Genomic DNA, 14003 nt, shown 5'->3' on the forward strand with positions numbered 1-14003 from the left:
GACCACCACATGCTCGCCAGGACGACGGCCGCTCCGGCGGGCTCGTTCCAGCTGAGCGGCTCGTCCAGCAGCGCCACGCCGAGCGCCGTGGAGACGACCGGGATGAGGTAGGTCACGGTCGAGAAGGTCGTCGGGCCGGCGGCGCGGATGATCGTGTGGGTGAGGACGTACGCGAGGCCGCTGCCGAGGACGCCGAGCACGAGCAGGCTGGCGATCGCGTCCGCCTGCAGACCGGTGTCCGGCATGCCGTTGAACGGCACGGCGAGCGCGGCGAGGACCGCGGTGGCGATCAGGAGCTGCGCGGCCGCCAGCTGCGGGCCGGACTCGGGGCGCGCCGAGAGGTTGCGCCGGGTGTACGGCAGCCCGAGGCCGTAGCAGAGCGCGGCGCCCGCGCAGGCGATCTGGGCGAGCAGCTCGCCGCCGCTCATCCCGCGCCACGGGCCGAGCAGGCACACCACGCCGGCGAAGCCGGCCGCGAGGCCGATGAGCCTGCGGCGGTCCGGCTGCTCCTCGGGCAGGAAGAGCAGCACGGCGAGCAGCGTGAAGAGCGGCGTGGTCCCGTTCCACAGGCCGGCGAGCACCGAGGAGACCTCCTGCTCGCCGTACGCGAACAGCGTGAAAGGGATGACGTTCATGAGCAGCGCGACGACGGCGAGGTGGCCCCAGACGCTCCGGCCGCGCGGGAGGCGCTGGCGCGTGGCGGCGAGGACGGCGACGAGGAACAGCGCGCCGAGGGCGACGCGGCCGAGCGAGACCTGCAGCGGGGCCCAGTCCTCGCCGAGGACCTTGATGCAGAGGAAGCTCGAGCCCCAGATCGTGGCGAGCAGGACGAACTGGGCCTGCCAGGGCAGCTTGGCCATGGCGCCGCTACGCCGCCGCGGCGGTGACGATCGCGTCGGCGAGCTCGCGCCCGCCCCCGCGCTCGGGGTGCCACTGCAGCCCGAGGGCGAGCCGGCGGCCGGGCACCTCGATCGCCTCCGCGACCCCGTCCGGCGCCGTCGCGGTGACCCTGAGGCCCTTGCCGAGCGTGCGGACCGCCTGGTGGTGGTCGCTGACGACCTGCGGCCGCTTGCCGAGCGCGCCGCGGATCGCCGAGCCGCTCTGCGTCGTCACCACGTGCGGCCGGTCGCCGCTGTGGTCCTCGATGTGCTGGGCGAGGTCGCCGCCGAAGAGGACGGTGAGCAGCTGGGCGCCGCGGCAGACGCCGACGACCGGGACGTCGTCCCGGAGCGCCTGCCGCAGCGTGCGCAGGTCGCGCAGGTCGCGCGGCAGGTCGGGGTCGACGCAGCGCGGATCGGTCGGCTGGCGGTACGTGCGCGGGTGGACGTCGGTCGTCGAGCCGGACAGCACGAGCGCGTCGGCGCCCGCGAGGTCGACGCCCGGCTCGCGCTCGCCGATCAGCCGGACCCGCGCGCCGGCGTCGCCGAGCCAGCGCAGGTACGGCTCGGGCGCGTCATGGCCCATGAGGACGAAGATCACGGGGCGCTCGTCGCCGCGCTCGGCGTCGTTCAGCGCCTCGCGGAACGCCTGCTTCGCCCGCTGGACGCGCTTGCGGGCCGCGTCCTCGGAGACGTCGAGCAGCTCCCCCACCTCGCGCAGCGACAGCCCCGCCTCGTAGCGGAGGAGGAGCAGCATCCGCTGGTGCGGCGACAGCCCCTGGAGGGCGGTCTGCACCGCCTCGCTGCGCGGCCCGCCGCCGGCGTCGGGCGCGATCGCCGCGGCGTCGTGCAGCGGCAGCTCCGTCCGGCGGCGCCGGCGGCGCAGCTCGTCGAACGCGACGTTCGTGGCCGTCCGGTGCAGCCACGCCTGGAGCCGGTCGGGCGAGAGGTCGCGCGGCGCGGCCCGCCACGCCCGCGCGAGCGTCTCCTGCAGCGCGTCCTCGGCCAGATGCGGGTCGCCGAGCAGCCGCGTCAACCGCCGCCCGATGGGCGCAGCCTGCTCGTGGAGAAGGAGATCGAAGCCGGTCACGCCCTTCAAGACGTTCGCAGGTGCGAGAACCGGACGCCAGGGCGCGGCCGGCCGAAGAGCTCCGGTGGGAGCGGGCCGCCCCCGCGGAGGTCTCCGGCGACCTCCGTCAGGACGTTCGCTGAACGAGGTCGGCGGCGACGGTGAGCCGCCACGCCCATGCGTCGAGGGCGGCGCGGAGGTCCCGGAGCCGTTCGGGCGCGGCGCGGTCGGCGCGAATGAAGCCCTCTCCCCTCCGGAGCTCGTCGAGGGCCGCGCGGAGGGTGGCCATGCGCTCGTCGATCGAGCCGACGAGGCCGCGGTCGCGGGCCCAGACGGCGTCGCGGATGGTGTCGAAGGCGGCCGACGCGCCGGCGGCGTGGGACTCGACGTCGAGGAGGTCGACGGTGGCGCCGACGTCGCGCGCGTCGCCGGACAGCAGGCCGGCGGCGGCGCGGGTGACGGCGAGCGGATCGTCGACGCCCACGCGCACCGACGGGGCGATGCGGCCGCGGTGGATGCGGGCGCCGACCGCGTCGCCGGCGCGGTCGCGGTCGCGCAGCGAGGCGGTCTCCTCGGCCACGTACGCCGCATAGCGCTTCGCGCCCGAGACGAGCAGCGGATCTTCGATCGGCGGGTTCCCCTGGCCCCGGGCGGCGACGACGCCGCCGGCGACGGCGAGGACGAGCACCGAGAGGCTGATGACGGCGAGCTTCATGCGTTAGGGGACCCTAACACCGACTCCCGGAGTCGGATTCGTCATCCCTCCGCGGCGGTCGGCCGTAGGCTCCGACGATGGACGTCACGATCACTGGAGCCACCGGCCGGATCGGCAGCGCCCTCGTCGACGCGCTGCGCGCACGCGGCGACGGCGTCACCGTCCTGTCGCGCAACCCCGACGCCGCCGTCAAGAAGCTCGGCGCGGGCGTCAACGCCGTCGCGTGGGACCTCAAGGCCGGCCCCGCCCCCGCCGCGGCGCTCGAGGGTCGCGACGCCGTCATCCACCTCGCCGGCGAGGACGTCGGCCAGCGCTGGTCCGAGAAGGTCAAGCGCGAGATCCGCGAGAGCCGCGAGATCGGCACCCGCAACCTCGTGGCCGGCATCGCCGCCCTCGCGGAGGCGGGCCGGCCCCACGCGCTCATCTCCGCGTCCGCATCGGGCTACTACGGCCCGCACGGCGACGAGCCGGTCGACGAGTCCTCTCCCCCCGGCGGCGACTTCCTCGCGGAGGTCTGCGTCGTCTGGGAGCGGGAGGCGCGCAAGGCCGAGGAACTCGGCGTGCGCGTCGTCTCGCTGCGCACCGGGATCGTGCTCGACAAGCACGGCGGCGCGCTGGCGAAGATGCTGCCGCCGTTCAAGGCGGGCGTCGGCGGCCCGGTCGCGGGCGGCCGGCAGTACATGCCGTGGATCCACCGCGACGACGTCGTCGGGCTCTACCTCGCCGCGCTCGATGGCGGCGACGCCTGGACCGGTCCGGTCAACGTGTCGGCGCCGCGCCCGGTGACGAACAAGGAGTTCTCGAAGGCGCTCGGGAAGGCCCTGCACCGCCCGGCGTTCGCCCCCGTGCCGAAGCCGGCCATCAAGCTCCTGTTCGGCGAGATGAGCCAGATCGTCACGTCGGGCGTGAACATGGTCCCGCGCCGGGCGCAAGAGCTCGGGTACGCCTTCCGCCACCCGGAGCTGGCGGAGGCGCTCGAGTCGTCGCTGCGGTGAGCGGCTAGGCGGGCTTCCCGTCCGTCGCCGGCGGCGCGTCCTCGAGCGCGGGGTTGACGCCGACCTCGGGCCGGCCCCACGGTCCGATGACCTTCCAGTCCGACTCCGCGCGCGCGGGCCACACGAGCCACACCAGCACGCCGATCGGCGCGAGGATGAGCCCGAAGGCGAGCCCGACGCGCTCGCCGTAGCCCTTCCGCCCCGACAGGTAGGACGCGATGATCGCCGAGGCGAGCCACGCGAAGAGCAGCCACAGCGCTGTCGTTCCGATGACGGCGAGGACCATCGTCAGCCTCCCAGGTACGCCTTCATGACCTCGGGGTCCTCGCGGAGCTTCGCCGAGTCGTTCGAGAACGCGACCGTGCCCGTCTCGAGCACGTAGCCGCGGTGCGACACGCCGAGCGCGAAGTTCGCGTTCTGCTCGACGAGCAGGATCGTCGTGCCCTGCTGGTTGATCTCGGCGATCGTCTCGTAGATCCGCTCGGTGAGGATCGGCGAGATGCCCATCGAGGGCTCGTCGAGCAGCAGGATCTTCGGCCGCGCCATCAGCGCCCGGCCGATCGCGAGCATCTGCTGCTCGCCGCCGGACATCGTGCCCGCCTTCTGCCTCTCGCGCTCCTTCAGGCGCGGGAAGAGGTCGAAGACGCGGTCCAGGTCCTGGTTGATCTCCTTGTCGCGCCGCAGGTAGGCGCCCATGTCGAGGTTCTCGCGCACCGTCATGCGCTGGAAGCACTTGCGGCCCTCGGGCGACTGCGAGATGCCGAGCTGGACGACGTCCTGCGGCGGCATGCGCGAGATGTCCTTGCCGCGGTACCGGATCTCGCCGGTGCGCGGCGGCGTCAGCGCGGAGATGGACCGCAGCGTCGTCGACTTGCCGGCCCCGTTGGAGCCGATCAGCGTCACGCACTCGCCCTCCTCGACCGTCAGCGAGACGCCCTTCAGCGCCTCGATGTTGCCGTAGAAGGTGTGGATGTCGTCGACTTCGAGCAGCGGAGGCATCAGCCGTTCAGCTCCTGGCTCGCGGCCTTGCCGAGGTACGCCTCGATGACCTGCTGGTTCGTCCGGATCTCGTCCGGCACGCCCTCGGCGATCTTCTCGCCGTGGTCGAGCACGGTGATGTGCTCGGACACGCCCATGATCACCTTCATGTCGTGCTCGATGAGCAGGATCGAGAGCCCCTTCTCGTCGCGCAGCCGGCGCATGAACGCGGTCAGCGCGTCGGACTCCTGCGGGTTCATGCCCGCCGTCGGCTCGTCGAGCAGCAGCAGCTCGGGATCCGACGCCAGCGCGCGGGCGATCTCCACGCGGCGCTGATCGCCGTAGGAGAGGTTGATCGCGAGCTGGTCGTGCGTGTTCGGCTTGAGCCCGACGTACTCGAGCATCTCGTGCGCCTTCTCGTGGACGGCCTTCTCCTCCTTGCGCACCGCGGGGGTGTGGAGGATCGAGCCGAACAGCCCCGCCTTCATGCGCGAGTGCTGGCCGACCATCACGTTCTCGAGCGCGCTCATCGTCCCGAACAGGCGGATGTTCTGGAACGTCCGGGCGACGCCCATCTTCATGATCTTGTCCGGGCGGCCGCCCGTGATGTTCTTGCCGTTGAACTTGATGCCGCCGAACGTCGGCTTGTACAGCCCGGTGAGGATGTTGAAGAACGTCGTCTTCCCAGCGCCGTTCGGGCCGATGATCGACACGATCGACTTGCGCGGGATCGCGAACGTCACGTCGCTGACCGCCGTCAGGCCGCCGAACTGCTTCGTGACGTCGATCGTCTCGAGGATGTTGTCCGCGCCGGACGGGCCGGGCGGCGGGCCCGGCTTGTCGACAGAGACCGCGCCGCTCACGGAACCCTCGTTTCCAGCAGCGCGTCCTCGGCCCCGATGCCCTCTTCGAGCTCGAGCTGCCGCCTTCGTTCGGGCAACAAGCCCTCGGGTCTCAGCACCATCATGATCACCAGCAGGAAGCCGAAGATGCCGAACGACAGCTCGGTCAGATCGAAGTCGAGCCCGAGCTTGCTCGGGACGTCGTTGAACACCTCGGGGATGAAGTAGTTGTTGATCGCCGACAGGACGATCGCCCCCAGCACCACGCCCCAGATGGAGCCGAGGCCGCCGAGGATGATCATCGCCAGGATGAAGATCGAGAACGAGAACTGGAACTGGTCGGCGTTGACCGTGTTCAGGTACGACGCGAGGAACGCGCCGGACATCCCGCCGAACGCGGCGCCCGTGCCGTAGGCCAGCAGCTTCGTCTTGACGAGCGGCACGCCCATCGACGACGCCGCCACCTCGTCCTCGCGCAGCGCGATCCACGCGCGCCCCAGCCGCGAGTCGCGCAGCCGGAAGTTCACGAACAGGACGAGCACCACCATCCCGAGCGCGAACCAGTACCAGGGTCTCAAGTCGAGGCTCTTGAACGGGTCCGTGAACGGGAGGTCGATCTTGTCGACCGGCGTGATGCCCTGGCGGCCGGCCGTGACCTTGCCGAGCACCGGCAGGTCGTCGCCGTTGATGGCGATGCGGCCGATGATCTCGCCGAAGCCGAGCGTCACGATGGCGATGTAGTCGCCGCGCAGGCGCAGGGTCGGCAGGCCGATGACCATGCCCGCGATCGTCGTCGCGATAACCGCGATGACGATGATCAGCAGGAAGTTGAAGTGGAAGCCCGGCAGCGCCTTCGCCTGCCCGGCGACGAGGACGTGGACGCCCTCGTCGTTGCCCACGCTGTCCCAGAAGCCGGACCCGAAGTAGCCCATCATGTACGCGCCGATCGCGAAGAAGGCGACGTACCCGAGGTCGAGCAGGCCGGCATAGCCGACGATGATGTTGAGGCCGAGCGCCATCACGACGTACGCGGCGCCCAGCACCAGGTTGTTCATCACGTCGCCGCCCGACTCGAAGAAGAAGGGCAGGATGATCGCGACGCCCAGGAACGCGGCCGCGATGATCGCGTTCTGGGTGCGGGTGAGCTGACGCGTCTTGAAGCGCGTGCGCGGCTGCTTGGCCTCGGGTGCGGCGGTCGCGGTGCTCATCCGGCCTCCCTCGTCTGCTCGCCCAGTAGGCCGGACGGCTTGAAGACCATGATCAGGATCAGGTAGACGAAGACCCAGAACGGCGTCCAGCTCGGACCGAACGGGAAGATCCAGATGGACTCCCGGTTGTCGATCATCTGCTGGATCATGCCGATGATGAACCCGCCGAGCACGGCGCCGCGGAGGTTGCCGATGCCGCCCATGACGGCCGCGGTGAACGCGATGAGGCCGGCGGTGAAGCCCTGGAAGTACCAGATCGTCGTCTGGTAGAGCGCGTAGATCAGACCGGCCGCGCCGGCCATGACGCCGCCGATCAGGAACGTCATGGAGATCGTCGTGTCGACGTTGATGCCCATGAGCCGCGCGGCCTCGGGGTCCTGCGCGGTGGCGCGCATCGCCTTGCCGAGGCGGCTGTGAGCGATGAAGCGCGTCATGAGGAAGACGAGGGGGATCGTCACGCCCAAGGCGAGCACGTCGCCGTTGGTGATCGTGATGTCGCCGAAGCTGATCAGGCCGTGTTGCGAGTTGATGACGTCCTCGATGCCCTCCGGCGAGCCGCCCTTCCAGAGCAGGCCGACGTTCTGGAGGATGAAGGACATGCCGACCGCGGTGATGAGCGGCGCCAGCTTCGGCGCGTTGCGCAGCGGTCTGTACGCCACGCGTTCGATCATCACGTTCAGCACGCCCGGGATGACCATCACCACGATGAGCGAGAGCGCCAGCCCGACGATGAGGCCGCCGGTCCCCGTCGCGGCGGTCAGCCCCAGCACGCCGAAGAACCAGGCGGCCGTGAAGGAGCCGATCATGAACACGTCGCCGTGGGCGAAGTTGATCAGCTCGATGATGCCGTAGACCAGCGTGTAGCCGATGGCCACGAGGGCCCAGATCGCCCCGTTGGACAACCCGTCGACGATGTTGTTCCCCAGCCGGGACAGATCGCCCTCGGTCTTGAGGTCGTCGATCGCGAACATGATCGGGAACGCGAGCAGGATGAGGATCAGCCCGTACGTCCCGAAGAAGCTCCTCAGCTTCTGGGACCGGTTGGCACGGGGTGCGGGGAGACTTGCGGCTTCCATGTGGATCGGTGTCCACGGCGGGGGCGGGACCCACGCGGGCCCCGCCCCATGCCGTCAGATGATCAGGCCTGGGCCTTGACCGTCTTGTCGAACTTCAGCTCGCCGTCCTCGATGCTGTAGACGCCGTAGTCGGTGAGCGTGGTGTCACCGTTCTCGTCGATCGAGTACGTGCCCAGCACGGACGAGCGGTCCTTCGTATCGAAGAGCGCCTTGAGGACGTCCTCCTTGCTCGTCGAGCCGGCGCGCTCGATCGCGTCGAGCACCAGCTTCATCGCCTCGTAGCCGTAGATGGCGTACGGGTCGGGGGTCTTGTCGCCGTACTTGGCGGCGAAGTCCTTGAAGAAGGACTGGCCCTCCGGCGGGTAGCTCTCCGGGTTCAGCGTGGCGACGGTCACCTTGACGCGCTTGCCGACGCTGTTGGGGATGCCGCCCTCCTTCGGGTCCGAGAACCCGGACTCCGCGACACCGTCCGGACCGTAGAGCTTCGCGTCCGGCAGAGCCGCCGCGAAGTCCTTGAAGATCTGGACCGCGCCGTTGGCGGTGATGCCCGAGAACACGAAGCAGTCAGCCCCACCGGACTTCGCGCGACCCGCGAGGGAGCGGAAGTTCGAGGCCTTCGGATCGATGCCCTCGTTGAACGCGAGCTTGACGCCCTGCTCCTTGAGGGAGTTCTCGATGTTGCGGCTCAGACCGGCGCCGTAGACCTCCTTGTCGTTGGCCATGGCGACGTTCTGGCAGCCGTCCTCCTTCATGATCGTCGCAAGCGCGGCGCCCTGGATCGTGTCCTTCGGCACGATGCGCAGGTACGTGCGATTGCCCGTCGGGTAGTACTTGTCCGGCTCGCCCTTGTCGGCGCCCGGCTCGTTCGTCGTCAGGCCGACGGCGGTGTTCGCCGGGGAGACCTGCGGGACGCCCGCCTCGTTGAGGATCGGGATCGAGATGGCCGACGCACCGGAGTTGAACTCACCGATGTAGGCGGCCGCCGAGTCGTCCTGGGCGACCTTGCGGGCGTTGGCCGACGTCTGCTCGGGAGTCCACGAGCCGGCCTGCGCCGTGGAGTCGTCGAGCGAGGTGTACTTGACCGACACGTTGCCGGCCTTGCCACCAGCCTGCTCCAGGGCGAGCTTGATGCCCTGGGTCATGGCGGTGGTCTGCGGGCGCGAGGCGCCCTGCAGCGGAAGGCTCGAGTAGACGTTGACGGAGCCGGAGGCGCCGCCGTCGCTCTCGGCCTGGGTGTCGCCACCGCCGCCGCTGCTGCCCTCGTCGTCATCGCCACAGGCGGCGATGGTGAAGGCAGCGATGATGAACACGCAGAAGAGCGTGATGAACTTAGGGAACCGCAAAGAGTCCCTCCTCCTCAGATGGGTCGGGGAAGACCAGAAGCGCGGCCACTCTACATCGGTCACCCGATGGGTACCAACCGATTCCCCTGAACTCGGAAACGGGCGAAGCTGGCTCGCGGCGATCGCGCGACTCGCAGGGCCTCCGCGATGACGGCGGAACGGCTGTCGGCGCGGGCTCCGGCACGGCCGATCGCGTCCAGGACGACCTTCATCGCCTCGTAGCCGAGGACCGCCTGCGCGCCTGGTTGACGACCGTAGATCCGGCGGAACTGACGCTCGAACGCACGCTGCTCGGCGTCCTCGGGCGGCTCCACGCCGGTAAGCACCAGCCGTGAGGCGGCCTGGCCGGCCATCGTGGGCAGCTCGGGCGCGATCGCCAGGTCGTCGGGGGCGTAGAGCGGGAGGTCCGGGTCGCCCTCGTGGACGGCGTCGAGGACCTGCAGCGCGAACGGCCCGTACGCGCCCGCGTAGAAGAACGCGTCGGCGCGCTCTCGGCGCACGCGCTTGCCGATCCCCTCGGGCACCTCGGCGTCGGCGCGCAGGCGCAGCCGGTCGACGATCTCGATCCCCGCCGCCTCGGCGAGCCGGGCGACGCGGTCGCCCATGCTCGTCCCCGACAGCGCGCGGTCATCGGCCAGGACGAGCCGCCGGACGCCGGACGCGCGCATGGAGTCGACGAGCTCGTCGGCCTGCTGCTCGTCCCCCGGGACCACGCGCGCGAACGTGCGCCGGCCCGAGGGGTAGTACTTCTCGGGCTCGCCGCGGCCGCCGCGGCCGGTGAGGCCGCCGAAGGTGTCGCGCGGGCTGACCTGCAGGATCCCGGCCTCGTTGAGGATCGGCAGCGAGACGGCGCTCGCCCCGTTCTCCAGCTCGCCCAGGTAGGCGATCGTCTGACGGTCCTGGATGGCACGGCGGGCGTTGGCGGCCACCAGCTCCGGCGTCCACCGGCCGGTCTTCGGGTCGGCGCTGTTGAGCGACGTGTAGGAGACGGCGTACGGCCCGGCGCGGCCGCCGGCCTCGAGCAGGGCGAGCTTCTCCGCCGCCACGACGTCGCGCGACACGGGCGCGAGCGGCCCGCGCAGCGGCAGGCTCGAGTAGACGCTGACCGTGTCGCCGATGATCCGCGTCTCGATGGCGGCATCGGTGTCGCCGCAGGCGGAGGCGACGACCGGAGCGAGGCTGACCAGGAGGATGCCGGCGATCCGTCTGAGCATCTCGGACCGAGTCTACGGACCCCCCACGGGACGGCGGCCGAGCGCCCGGAGCGCCTATCTTCCGGCGTCGTGCGAGTCGGGATGCTCACCGCCGGGGGCGACTGCCCCGGCCTCAACGCCGTCATCCGCGCCGCCACCCGGCGCCTGATCCAGGCAGGCCACGAGGCCGTCGGCTTGCGCCGCGGCTACGAGGGGCTGGCGGAGCCGTCGCTGCGGATCCCCCTCGACCAGAAGGCGGTGACCGGGATCCTCCAGCTGGGCGGGACGATCATCTCGACGTCGTCCTTCGACCCGTGGATGGAGCCCAACGGCGTCGAGCGGGTGCAGGCGGCGCAGCGCGACGAGCCGCTCGACGCGATCATCGCCATCGGCGGCGAGCACACGATGATGATCACGCGCCGGATCCACGAGGAGCTCGGGATCCCGGTGGTCGGCGTGCCGAAGACGATCGACAACGACGTCGTCGGCACCGACCAGACCTTCGGCTTCGACACCGCGGTGCAGACCGCGACCGACGCGATCGACCGCCTGCGCACGACCGCCCAGTCGCACGACCGGATCATGGTCGTCGAGGTCATGGGCCGCAACGTCGGCTGGATCGCCACGTTCGCCGGGCTCGCCGGCGGCGCCGACGGCATCGTCATCCCCGAGCTGACGCTGACCGTCGAGGAGATGTGCGAGGCGATCGCCCGCCGTCACGCGCGCGGCAAGTCGTTCTCGATCATCGTGGTCTCGGAGGGCGCCGAGCTGGCGTTCGCGTCGGGCGAGCGCCGGGTGATCGGCAGCGGCGAGACCGACGACTACGGGTACCCGATGCTCGGCGGCATCGGCCAGGCGCTGGCGACTGAGCTCGCGCAGCGCACCGGCTACGACGCGCGGGTCACGACGCTCGGCCACGTCCAGCGCGGCGGCTCCCCCACCTCGTTCGACCGGATCCTCGCGACGCGCTACGGCATCAAGGCGGCGGACATGGTCATCGCGGGCGAGACCGGCCGCATGACGGCGCTGCACGGCAAGGAGATGACCTCCGTGGCGCTCGAGGAGGTCGACGGCGTGAAGACCGTGGACCTGGCCTACCTCGACCTGGCCCGGACGTTCTTCACGTAGCGCCGGCTAGCTGCGCCGGCCGGGGATGAACTTCGTCAGCGTCTGGATCGTCGCCCCGATCAGGATGATCAGGACGGGGATCATGAAGGCGTCGAAGGGCTTCGCCCCGAGGGCCCAGAGGACGAGCCAGAGGACGAGGGCGGCGGTGGTCCAGAGCGTCAATGCCATGAGCGGCCCGGAAGACTAGCGAGCGAGGGCGGCGGCCATCGCCGCGACGACCTCGCGGACCGCTTCCGGCGGGTCGTCGGACTCCGCGGCCGCGCGCACGAGGCGGCTGCCGACGATGACGCCGTCGGCGCCGGCGTCGGCCGCCTTGGCCGCCTGCTCGGGCGTTCCGATCCCGAACCCGAGCGCGACCGGCACGCCGGTGTGCGCCTTCGCGCGCTGCACGATCGTGTCGAACACGGCGTCGCCGCGCTCCCCCGTCGTGCCGAGCGTCGAGACGGTGTAGAGGAACCCGCGCGCACGGGCGCCGATCGCGTCGAAGCGCTCGTCCGGCGTCGTCGGCGCGACGAGCGGCACGAGCGCGAGCCCGCGCCGGTCGCACGCCTCGAGGACCGCGGGCGCCTCCTCGAGCGGCAGGTCCGGGACGATCAGGCCGCTCGCGCCGGCCTCGGCGATCGCGTCCGTGAAGGCCTCGGCGCCGCGCACGACGACGAGGTTCGCGTAGCACATGACCACAACCGGGAGACGGGGCGAGAGCTCCCGCGCGATCTCCAGGACCGCGTCGAACGTCGTGCCCGCCTCGAGCGCCTTCGTGCCCGCCGCGTGGATCACCGGGCCGTCGGCGAGCGGGTCGGAGAACGGGACGCCGAGCTCGACGAGGTCCGCGCCGCCGTCGGCGTACGCGTGGCCGATCGCGATCGACGTCGCCTGATCGGGGAAGCCGCCCATGAGGTAGGGCATGAGGGCGGCGCGCTTGCCTGACGTGGCGAACGCGTGCGCGATGCGATCGGCGCCGGTCATCGGAGGTCCTGGAAGCTAGCGAGAGGCGCACCCGTATCGTTCGCCCCCATGCGCCGTGCCCTCCCATGTGCCGTGCTGCTCGTCCTCGCCTGCGCGGCGCCCGCCGGAGCGGCGCCGGGCGACCTCGACCAGGCCTTCGGCACCGGCGGCACGGTCGTGACGCCCGTCGGCGCCGGCGGCGGGCGCGCGTACGGGGTGACCGAGCCGACCGACGGCGGCATCGTGCTCGCCGGCGAGGCGCAGCCGGACGAGTCGTCGCGGCGCGTGGCGCTCGCGCGGTACTCGCTCGCGGGCGACCCGCTGCGCTCGTTCGGCAACGGCGGCGTGCTGGTCGTGCCGGGCGTCGAGGGCGGCGCTTCGGCGATCGCGCCGGGGCCCGGCGGGCGGCTGCTCGTCGCCGGGACGCACGACGGCGACGACCTCGAGGGCCTGTTCGGCGCGTTCTCGCCCGCCGGCGCGCTGCTGGCGCCGCCCGCGTTCGGCGGCTTCCCGCGTGCGGGCGCGGCGTCCGTCGCGCCGCTGCCGGACGGCGGCGCGATCGTTGCGGGCAGCGCGATCGACTTCAGCGGCTCGCGCGGCGAGGTCCGCCGTCTCGGCCCCGACGGCGCCCCGGGCCGCGTGCACGACACGACGCCGGGGGTGTCGTTCGAGCGCTTCGACGCGGTGATCGCCCGGGCCGATGGCTCTTCGGCGGCGGCGGGAACGGCGAACGGCGACGACGGCGGGTCGGCGTTCGAGCTCGTCCGCTACGACGCCGAGGGGCACGTGCTGTCGGCGGAGCGGACCGCCTTCGCGACGGGCGGCGCCGGCGCCGTCGGCCTGGCGGCGCTGCCCGACGGCGGCGCCATCGCGGTCGGCAGCGTGGACGGCGCGAACGACAGCGACTGGGCGCTCGTCCGCTACCGCGCCGACGGGACGCCCGATCCGGCGTTCGGCGACGGCGGGCGCGTCGTGACGCGGCTGTCGAGCGGCGACGACCGTGCACTCGCCGTCGCGGTGACGTCGTCCGGCAAGCTCGTCGTTGCGGGCGTTGCCGCGGACGGCCCCGATGCCACCGCGTTCACCGTCGCGCGGTACCTGTCGGATGGGCGCCTCGACACGGCGTTCGGCGACGACGGGGTCGCGGAGGTGCCGGTGACGGGAGACCGCGAGCTCGCGACGTCGGTCCTGGTCGAACCGGGCGGCGCCGTGATCGCGGGCGGCTACGCCGAGCGCGACGGGACGCCCGCGTTCGTCCTGGCGCGGCTGCTCGGCGACGCCGCACCGCCGCCGCTCGTCGCCGTGGACCCGGGCACGCCGGCGAGCCCGGGGACGCCGATCCCGACCACCACGACAGGAACCCCGCGCTTCTCCATCCGGCTCGTCGGCCGCAAGGTCGGCCGCGACCTCACCGTCCGCGTCCGGGTGGGCTGGCCGCTCGGCTGGCGCGGCCGCGCGCGGATCCTCATCCAGCGCCGCAAGGTGCCGCGCCTCCTCCTCGCCGAGCGGACCTTCCGCGGTACGGGCGGCCGCGGGCGGACGATGAAGGTCCGGCTGCGCCGCACGGGCGTGGTGATCCTCAAGCGCGGCGACACCCCCGTGCGCCTGCTGCTCCTCCCGGCTCCGCTCTGAG

Annotated in this window: 14 protein-coding genes and 1 pseudogene; 3 read left to right on the forward strand and 12 right to left on the reverse strand. The window is 71.8% G+C overall.

Going from position 1 to position 14003, the window contains the following annotated elements; genetic code table 11:
- Positions 1-14: 14 nt before the first annotated feature.
- The 3 genes and pseudogenes from AC1UE4_RS08270 to AC1UE4_RS08280 form a co-directional block, all read right to left on the reverse strand.
- Positions 15-860: pseudogene (locus AC1UE4_RS08270) on the reverse strand (DMT family transporter); the annotation flags it as partial.
- A gap of 7 nt (positions 861-867) precedes the next feature.
- The gene (locus AC1UE4_RS08275) at positions 868-1968 is read right to left on the reverse strand and encodes a sigma-70 family RNA polymerase sigma factor (protein WP_482916744.1); all 1101 of its coding nucleotides are present in this window, start codon (positions 1966-1968) and stop codon (positions 868-870) included.
- 106 nt (positions 1969-2074) lie between these two features.
- Positions 2075-2662 (reverse strand): hypothetical protein, encoded by a 588-nt coding sequence (locus tag AC1UE4_RS08280; protein WP_482916745.1) that lies wholly within the window; start codon positions 2660-2662, stop codon positions 2075-2077.
- 77 nt (positions 2663-2739) lie between these two features.
- Here AC1UE4_RS08280 and AC1UE4_RS08285 point away from each other — a divergent pair, with 77 nt between their 5' ends.
- Entirely contained in the window at positions 2740-3657 is a 918-nt protein-coding gene (locus AC1UE4_RS08285; protein ID WP_482916746.1) for a TIGR01777 family oxidoreductase, read from the forward strand.
- Between the two features lie 4 nt (positions 3658-3661).
- Here AC1UE4_RS08285 and AC1UE4_RS08290 read toward each other — a convergent pair whose 3' ends face one another.
- The 7 genes from AC1UE4_RS08290 to AC1UE4_RS08320 all read right to left on the reverse strand — a co-directional run bounded on the left by AC1UE4_RS08290 (position 3662) and on the right by AC1UE4_RS08320 (position 10318).
- Complete coding sequence (locus AC1UE4_RS08290) at positions 3662-3943, reverse strand: hypothetical protein (RefSeq protein WP_482916747.1); 282 nt, start codon at positions 3941-3943, stop codon at positions 3662-3664.
- Positions 3944-3945: 2 nt separating this feature from the next.
- The gene (locus AC1UE4_RS08295; protein ID WP_482916748.1) at positions 3946-4656 is read right to left on the reverse strand and encodes an ABC transporter ATP-binding protein; all 711 of its coding nucleotides are present in this window, start codon (positions 4654-4656) and stop codon (positions 3946-3948) included.
- Positions 4656-5435: an ABC transporter ATP-binding protein gene (locus tag AC1UE4_RS08300; protein WP_482918221.1), complete on the reverse strand. Its 780-nt coding sequence runs from the start codon at positions 5433-5435 to the stop codon at positions 4656-4658. The genes AC1UE4_RS08295 and AC1UE4_RS08300 overlap by 1 nt, the downstream gene beginning before the upstream one ends.
- 59 nt (positions 5436-5494) lie before the next feature.
- The gene (locus tag AC1UE4_RS08305; protein ID WP_482916749.1) at positions 5495-6685 is read right to left on the reverse strand and encodes a branched-chain amino acid ABC transporter permease; all 1191 of its coding nucleotides are present in this window, start codon (positions 6683-6685) and stop codon (positions 5495-5497) included.
- Positions 6682-7761, reverse strand: a complete 1080-nt coding sequence (locus AC1UE4_RS08310; protein WP_482916750.1) for a branched-chain amino acid ABC transporter permease — start codon at positions 7759-7761, stop codon at positions 6682-6684. Before AC1UE4_RS08310 ends, AC1UE4_RS08305 begins: the two co-directional genes overlap by 4 nt.
- A gap of 62 nt (positions 7762-7823) precedes the next feature.
- Positions 7824-9104, reverse strand: a complete 1281-nt coding sequence (locus AC1UE4_RS08315; protein WP_482916751.1) for a branched-chain amino acid ABC transporter substrate-binding protein — start codon at positions 9102-9104, stop codon at positions 7824-7826.
- A gap of 59 nt (positions 9105-9163) precedes the next feature.
- A complete protein-coding gene (locus AC1UE4_RS08320; protein ID WP_482916752.1) occupies positions 9164-10318 on the reverse strand; it encodes an ABC transporter substrate-binding protein in 1155 nt (384 codons plus the stop codon).
- Positions 10319-10387: 69 nt separating this feature from the next.
- Between AC1UE4_RS08320 and AC1UE4_RS08325 the strand changes: the two genes are divergently transcribed.
- The gene (locus AC1UE4_RS08325) at positions 10388-11425 is read left to right on the forward strand and encodes a 6-phosphofructokinase (RefSeq protein WP_482916753.1); all 1038 of its coding nucleotides are present in this window, start codon (positions 10388-10390) and stop codon (positions 11423-11425) included.
- A gap of 6 nt (positions 11426-11431) precedes the next feature.
- On the opposite strand, the gene AC1UE4_RS08330 is transcribed toward AC1UE4_RS08325, so the two are convergent.
- Both AC1UE4_RS08330 and trpA read right to left on the reverse strand, forming a co-directional pair.
- Positions 11432-11593, reverse strand: a complete 162-nt coding sequence (locus AC1UE4_RS08330) for a hypothetical protein (RefSeq protein WP_482916754.1) — start codon at positions 11591-11593, stop codon at positions 11432-11434.
- A gap of 15 nt (positions 11594-11608) precedes the next feature.
- Complete coding sequence (gene trpA, locus AC1UE4_RS08335; RefSeq protein WP_482916755.1) at positions 11609-12391, reverse strand: tryptophan synthase subunit alpha; 783 nt, start codon at positions 12389-12391, stop codon at positions 11609-11611.
- A gap of 48 nt (positions 12392-12439) precedes the next feature.
- Here trpA and AC1UE4_RS08340 point away from each other — a divergent pair, with 48 nt between their 5' ends.
- Positions 12440-14002 carry a hypothetical protein gene (locus AC1UE4_RS08340; RefSeq protein WP_482916756.1) on the forward strand — a complete coding sequence of 521 codons (1563 nt, stop codon included), beginning with the start codon at positions 12440-12442 and terminating at the stop codon, positions 14000-14002.
- Position 14003: the final 1 nt, after the last annotated feature.

This window comes from Parviterribacter kavangonensis (assembly GCF_056863335.1).

What these genes read in the sequence shown, in the direction of transcription:
- AC1UE4_RS08340 (WP_482916756.1), top strand. Translation starts at nt 12,440, where the DNA reads ATGCGCCGTGCCCTCCCATGTGCCGTGCTGCTCGTCCTCGCCTGCGCG.
- AC1UE4_RS08310 (WP_482916750.1), bottom strand. Translation starts at nt 7,761, where the DNA reads ATGGAAGCCGCAAGTCTCCCCGCACCCCGTGCCAACCGGTCCCAGAAG.
- AC1UE4_RS08280 (WP_482916745.1), bottom strand. Translation starts at nt 2,662, where the DNA reads ATGAAGCTCGCCGTCATCAGCCTCTCGGTGCTCGTCCTCGCCGTCGCC.
- AC1UE4_RS08290 (WP_482916747.1), bottom strand. Translation starts at nt 3,943, where the DNA reads ATGGTCCTCGCCGTCATCGGAACGACAGCGCTGTGGCTGCTCTTCGCG.
- AC1UE4_RS08295 (WP_482916748.1), bottom strand. Translation starts at nt 4,656, where the DNA reads ATGCCTCCGCTGCTCGAAGTCGACGACATCCACACCTTCTACGGCAAC.
- AC1UE4_RS08285 (WP_482916746.1), top strand. Translation starts at nt 2,740, where the DNA reads ATGGACGTCACGATCACTGGAGCCACCGGCCGGATCGGCAGCGCCCTC.
- AC1UE4_RS08320 (WP_482916752.1), bottom strand. Translation starts at nt 10,318, where the DNA reads ATGCTCAGACGGATCGCCGGCATCCTCCTGGTCAGCCTCGCTCCGGTC.
- trpA (WP_482916755.1), bottom strand. Translation starts at nt 12,391, where the DNA reads ATGACCGGCGCCGATCGCATCGCGCACGCGTTCGCCACGTCAGGCAAG.
- AC1UE4_RS08305 (WP_482916749.1), bottom strand. Translation starts at nt 6,685, where the DNA reads ATGAGCACCGCGACCGCCGCACCCGAGGCCAAGCAGCCGCGCACGCGC.
- AC1UE4_RS08330 (WP_482916754.1), bottom strand. Translation starts at nt 11,593, where the DNA reads ATGGCATTGACGCTCTGGACCACCGCCGCCCTCGTCCTCTGGCTCGTC.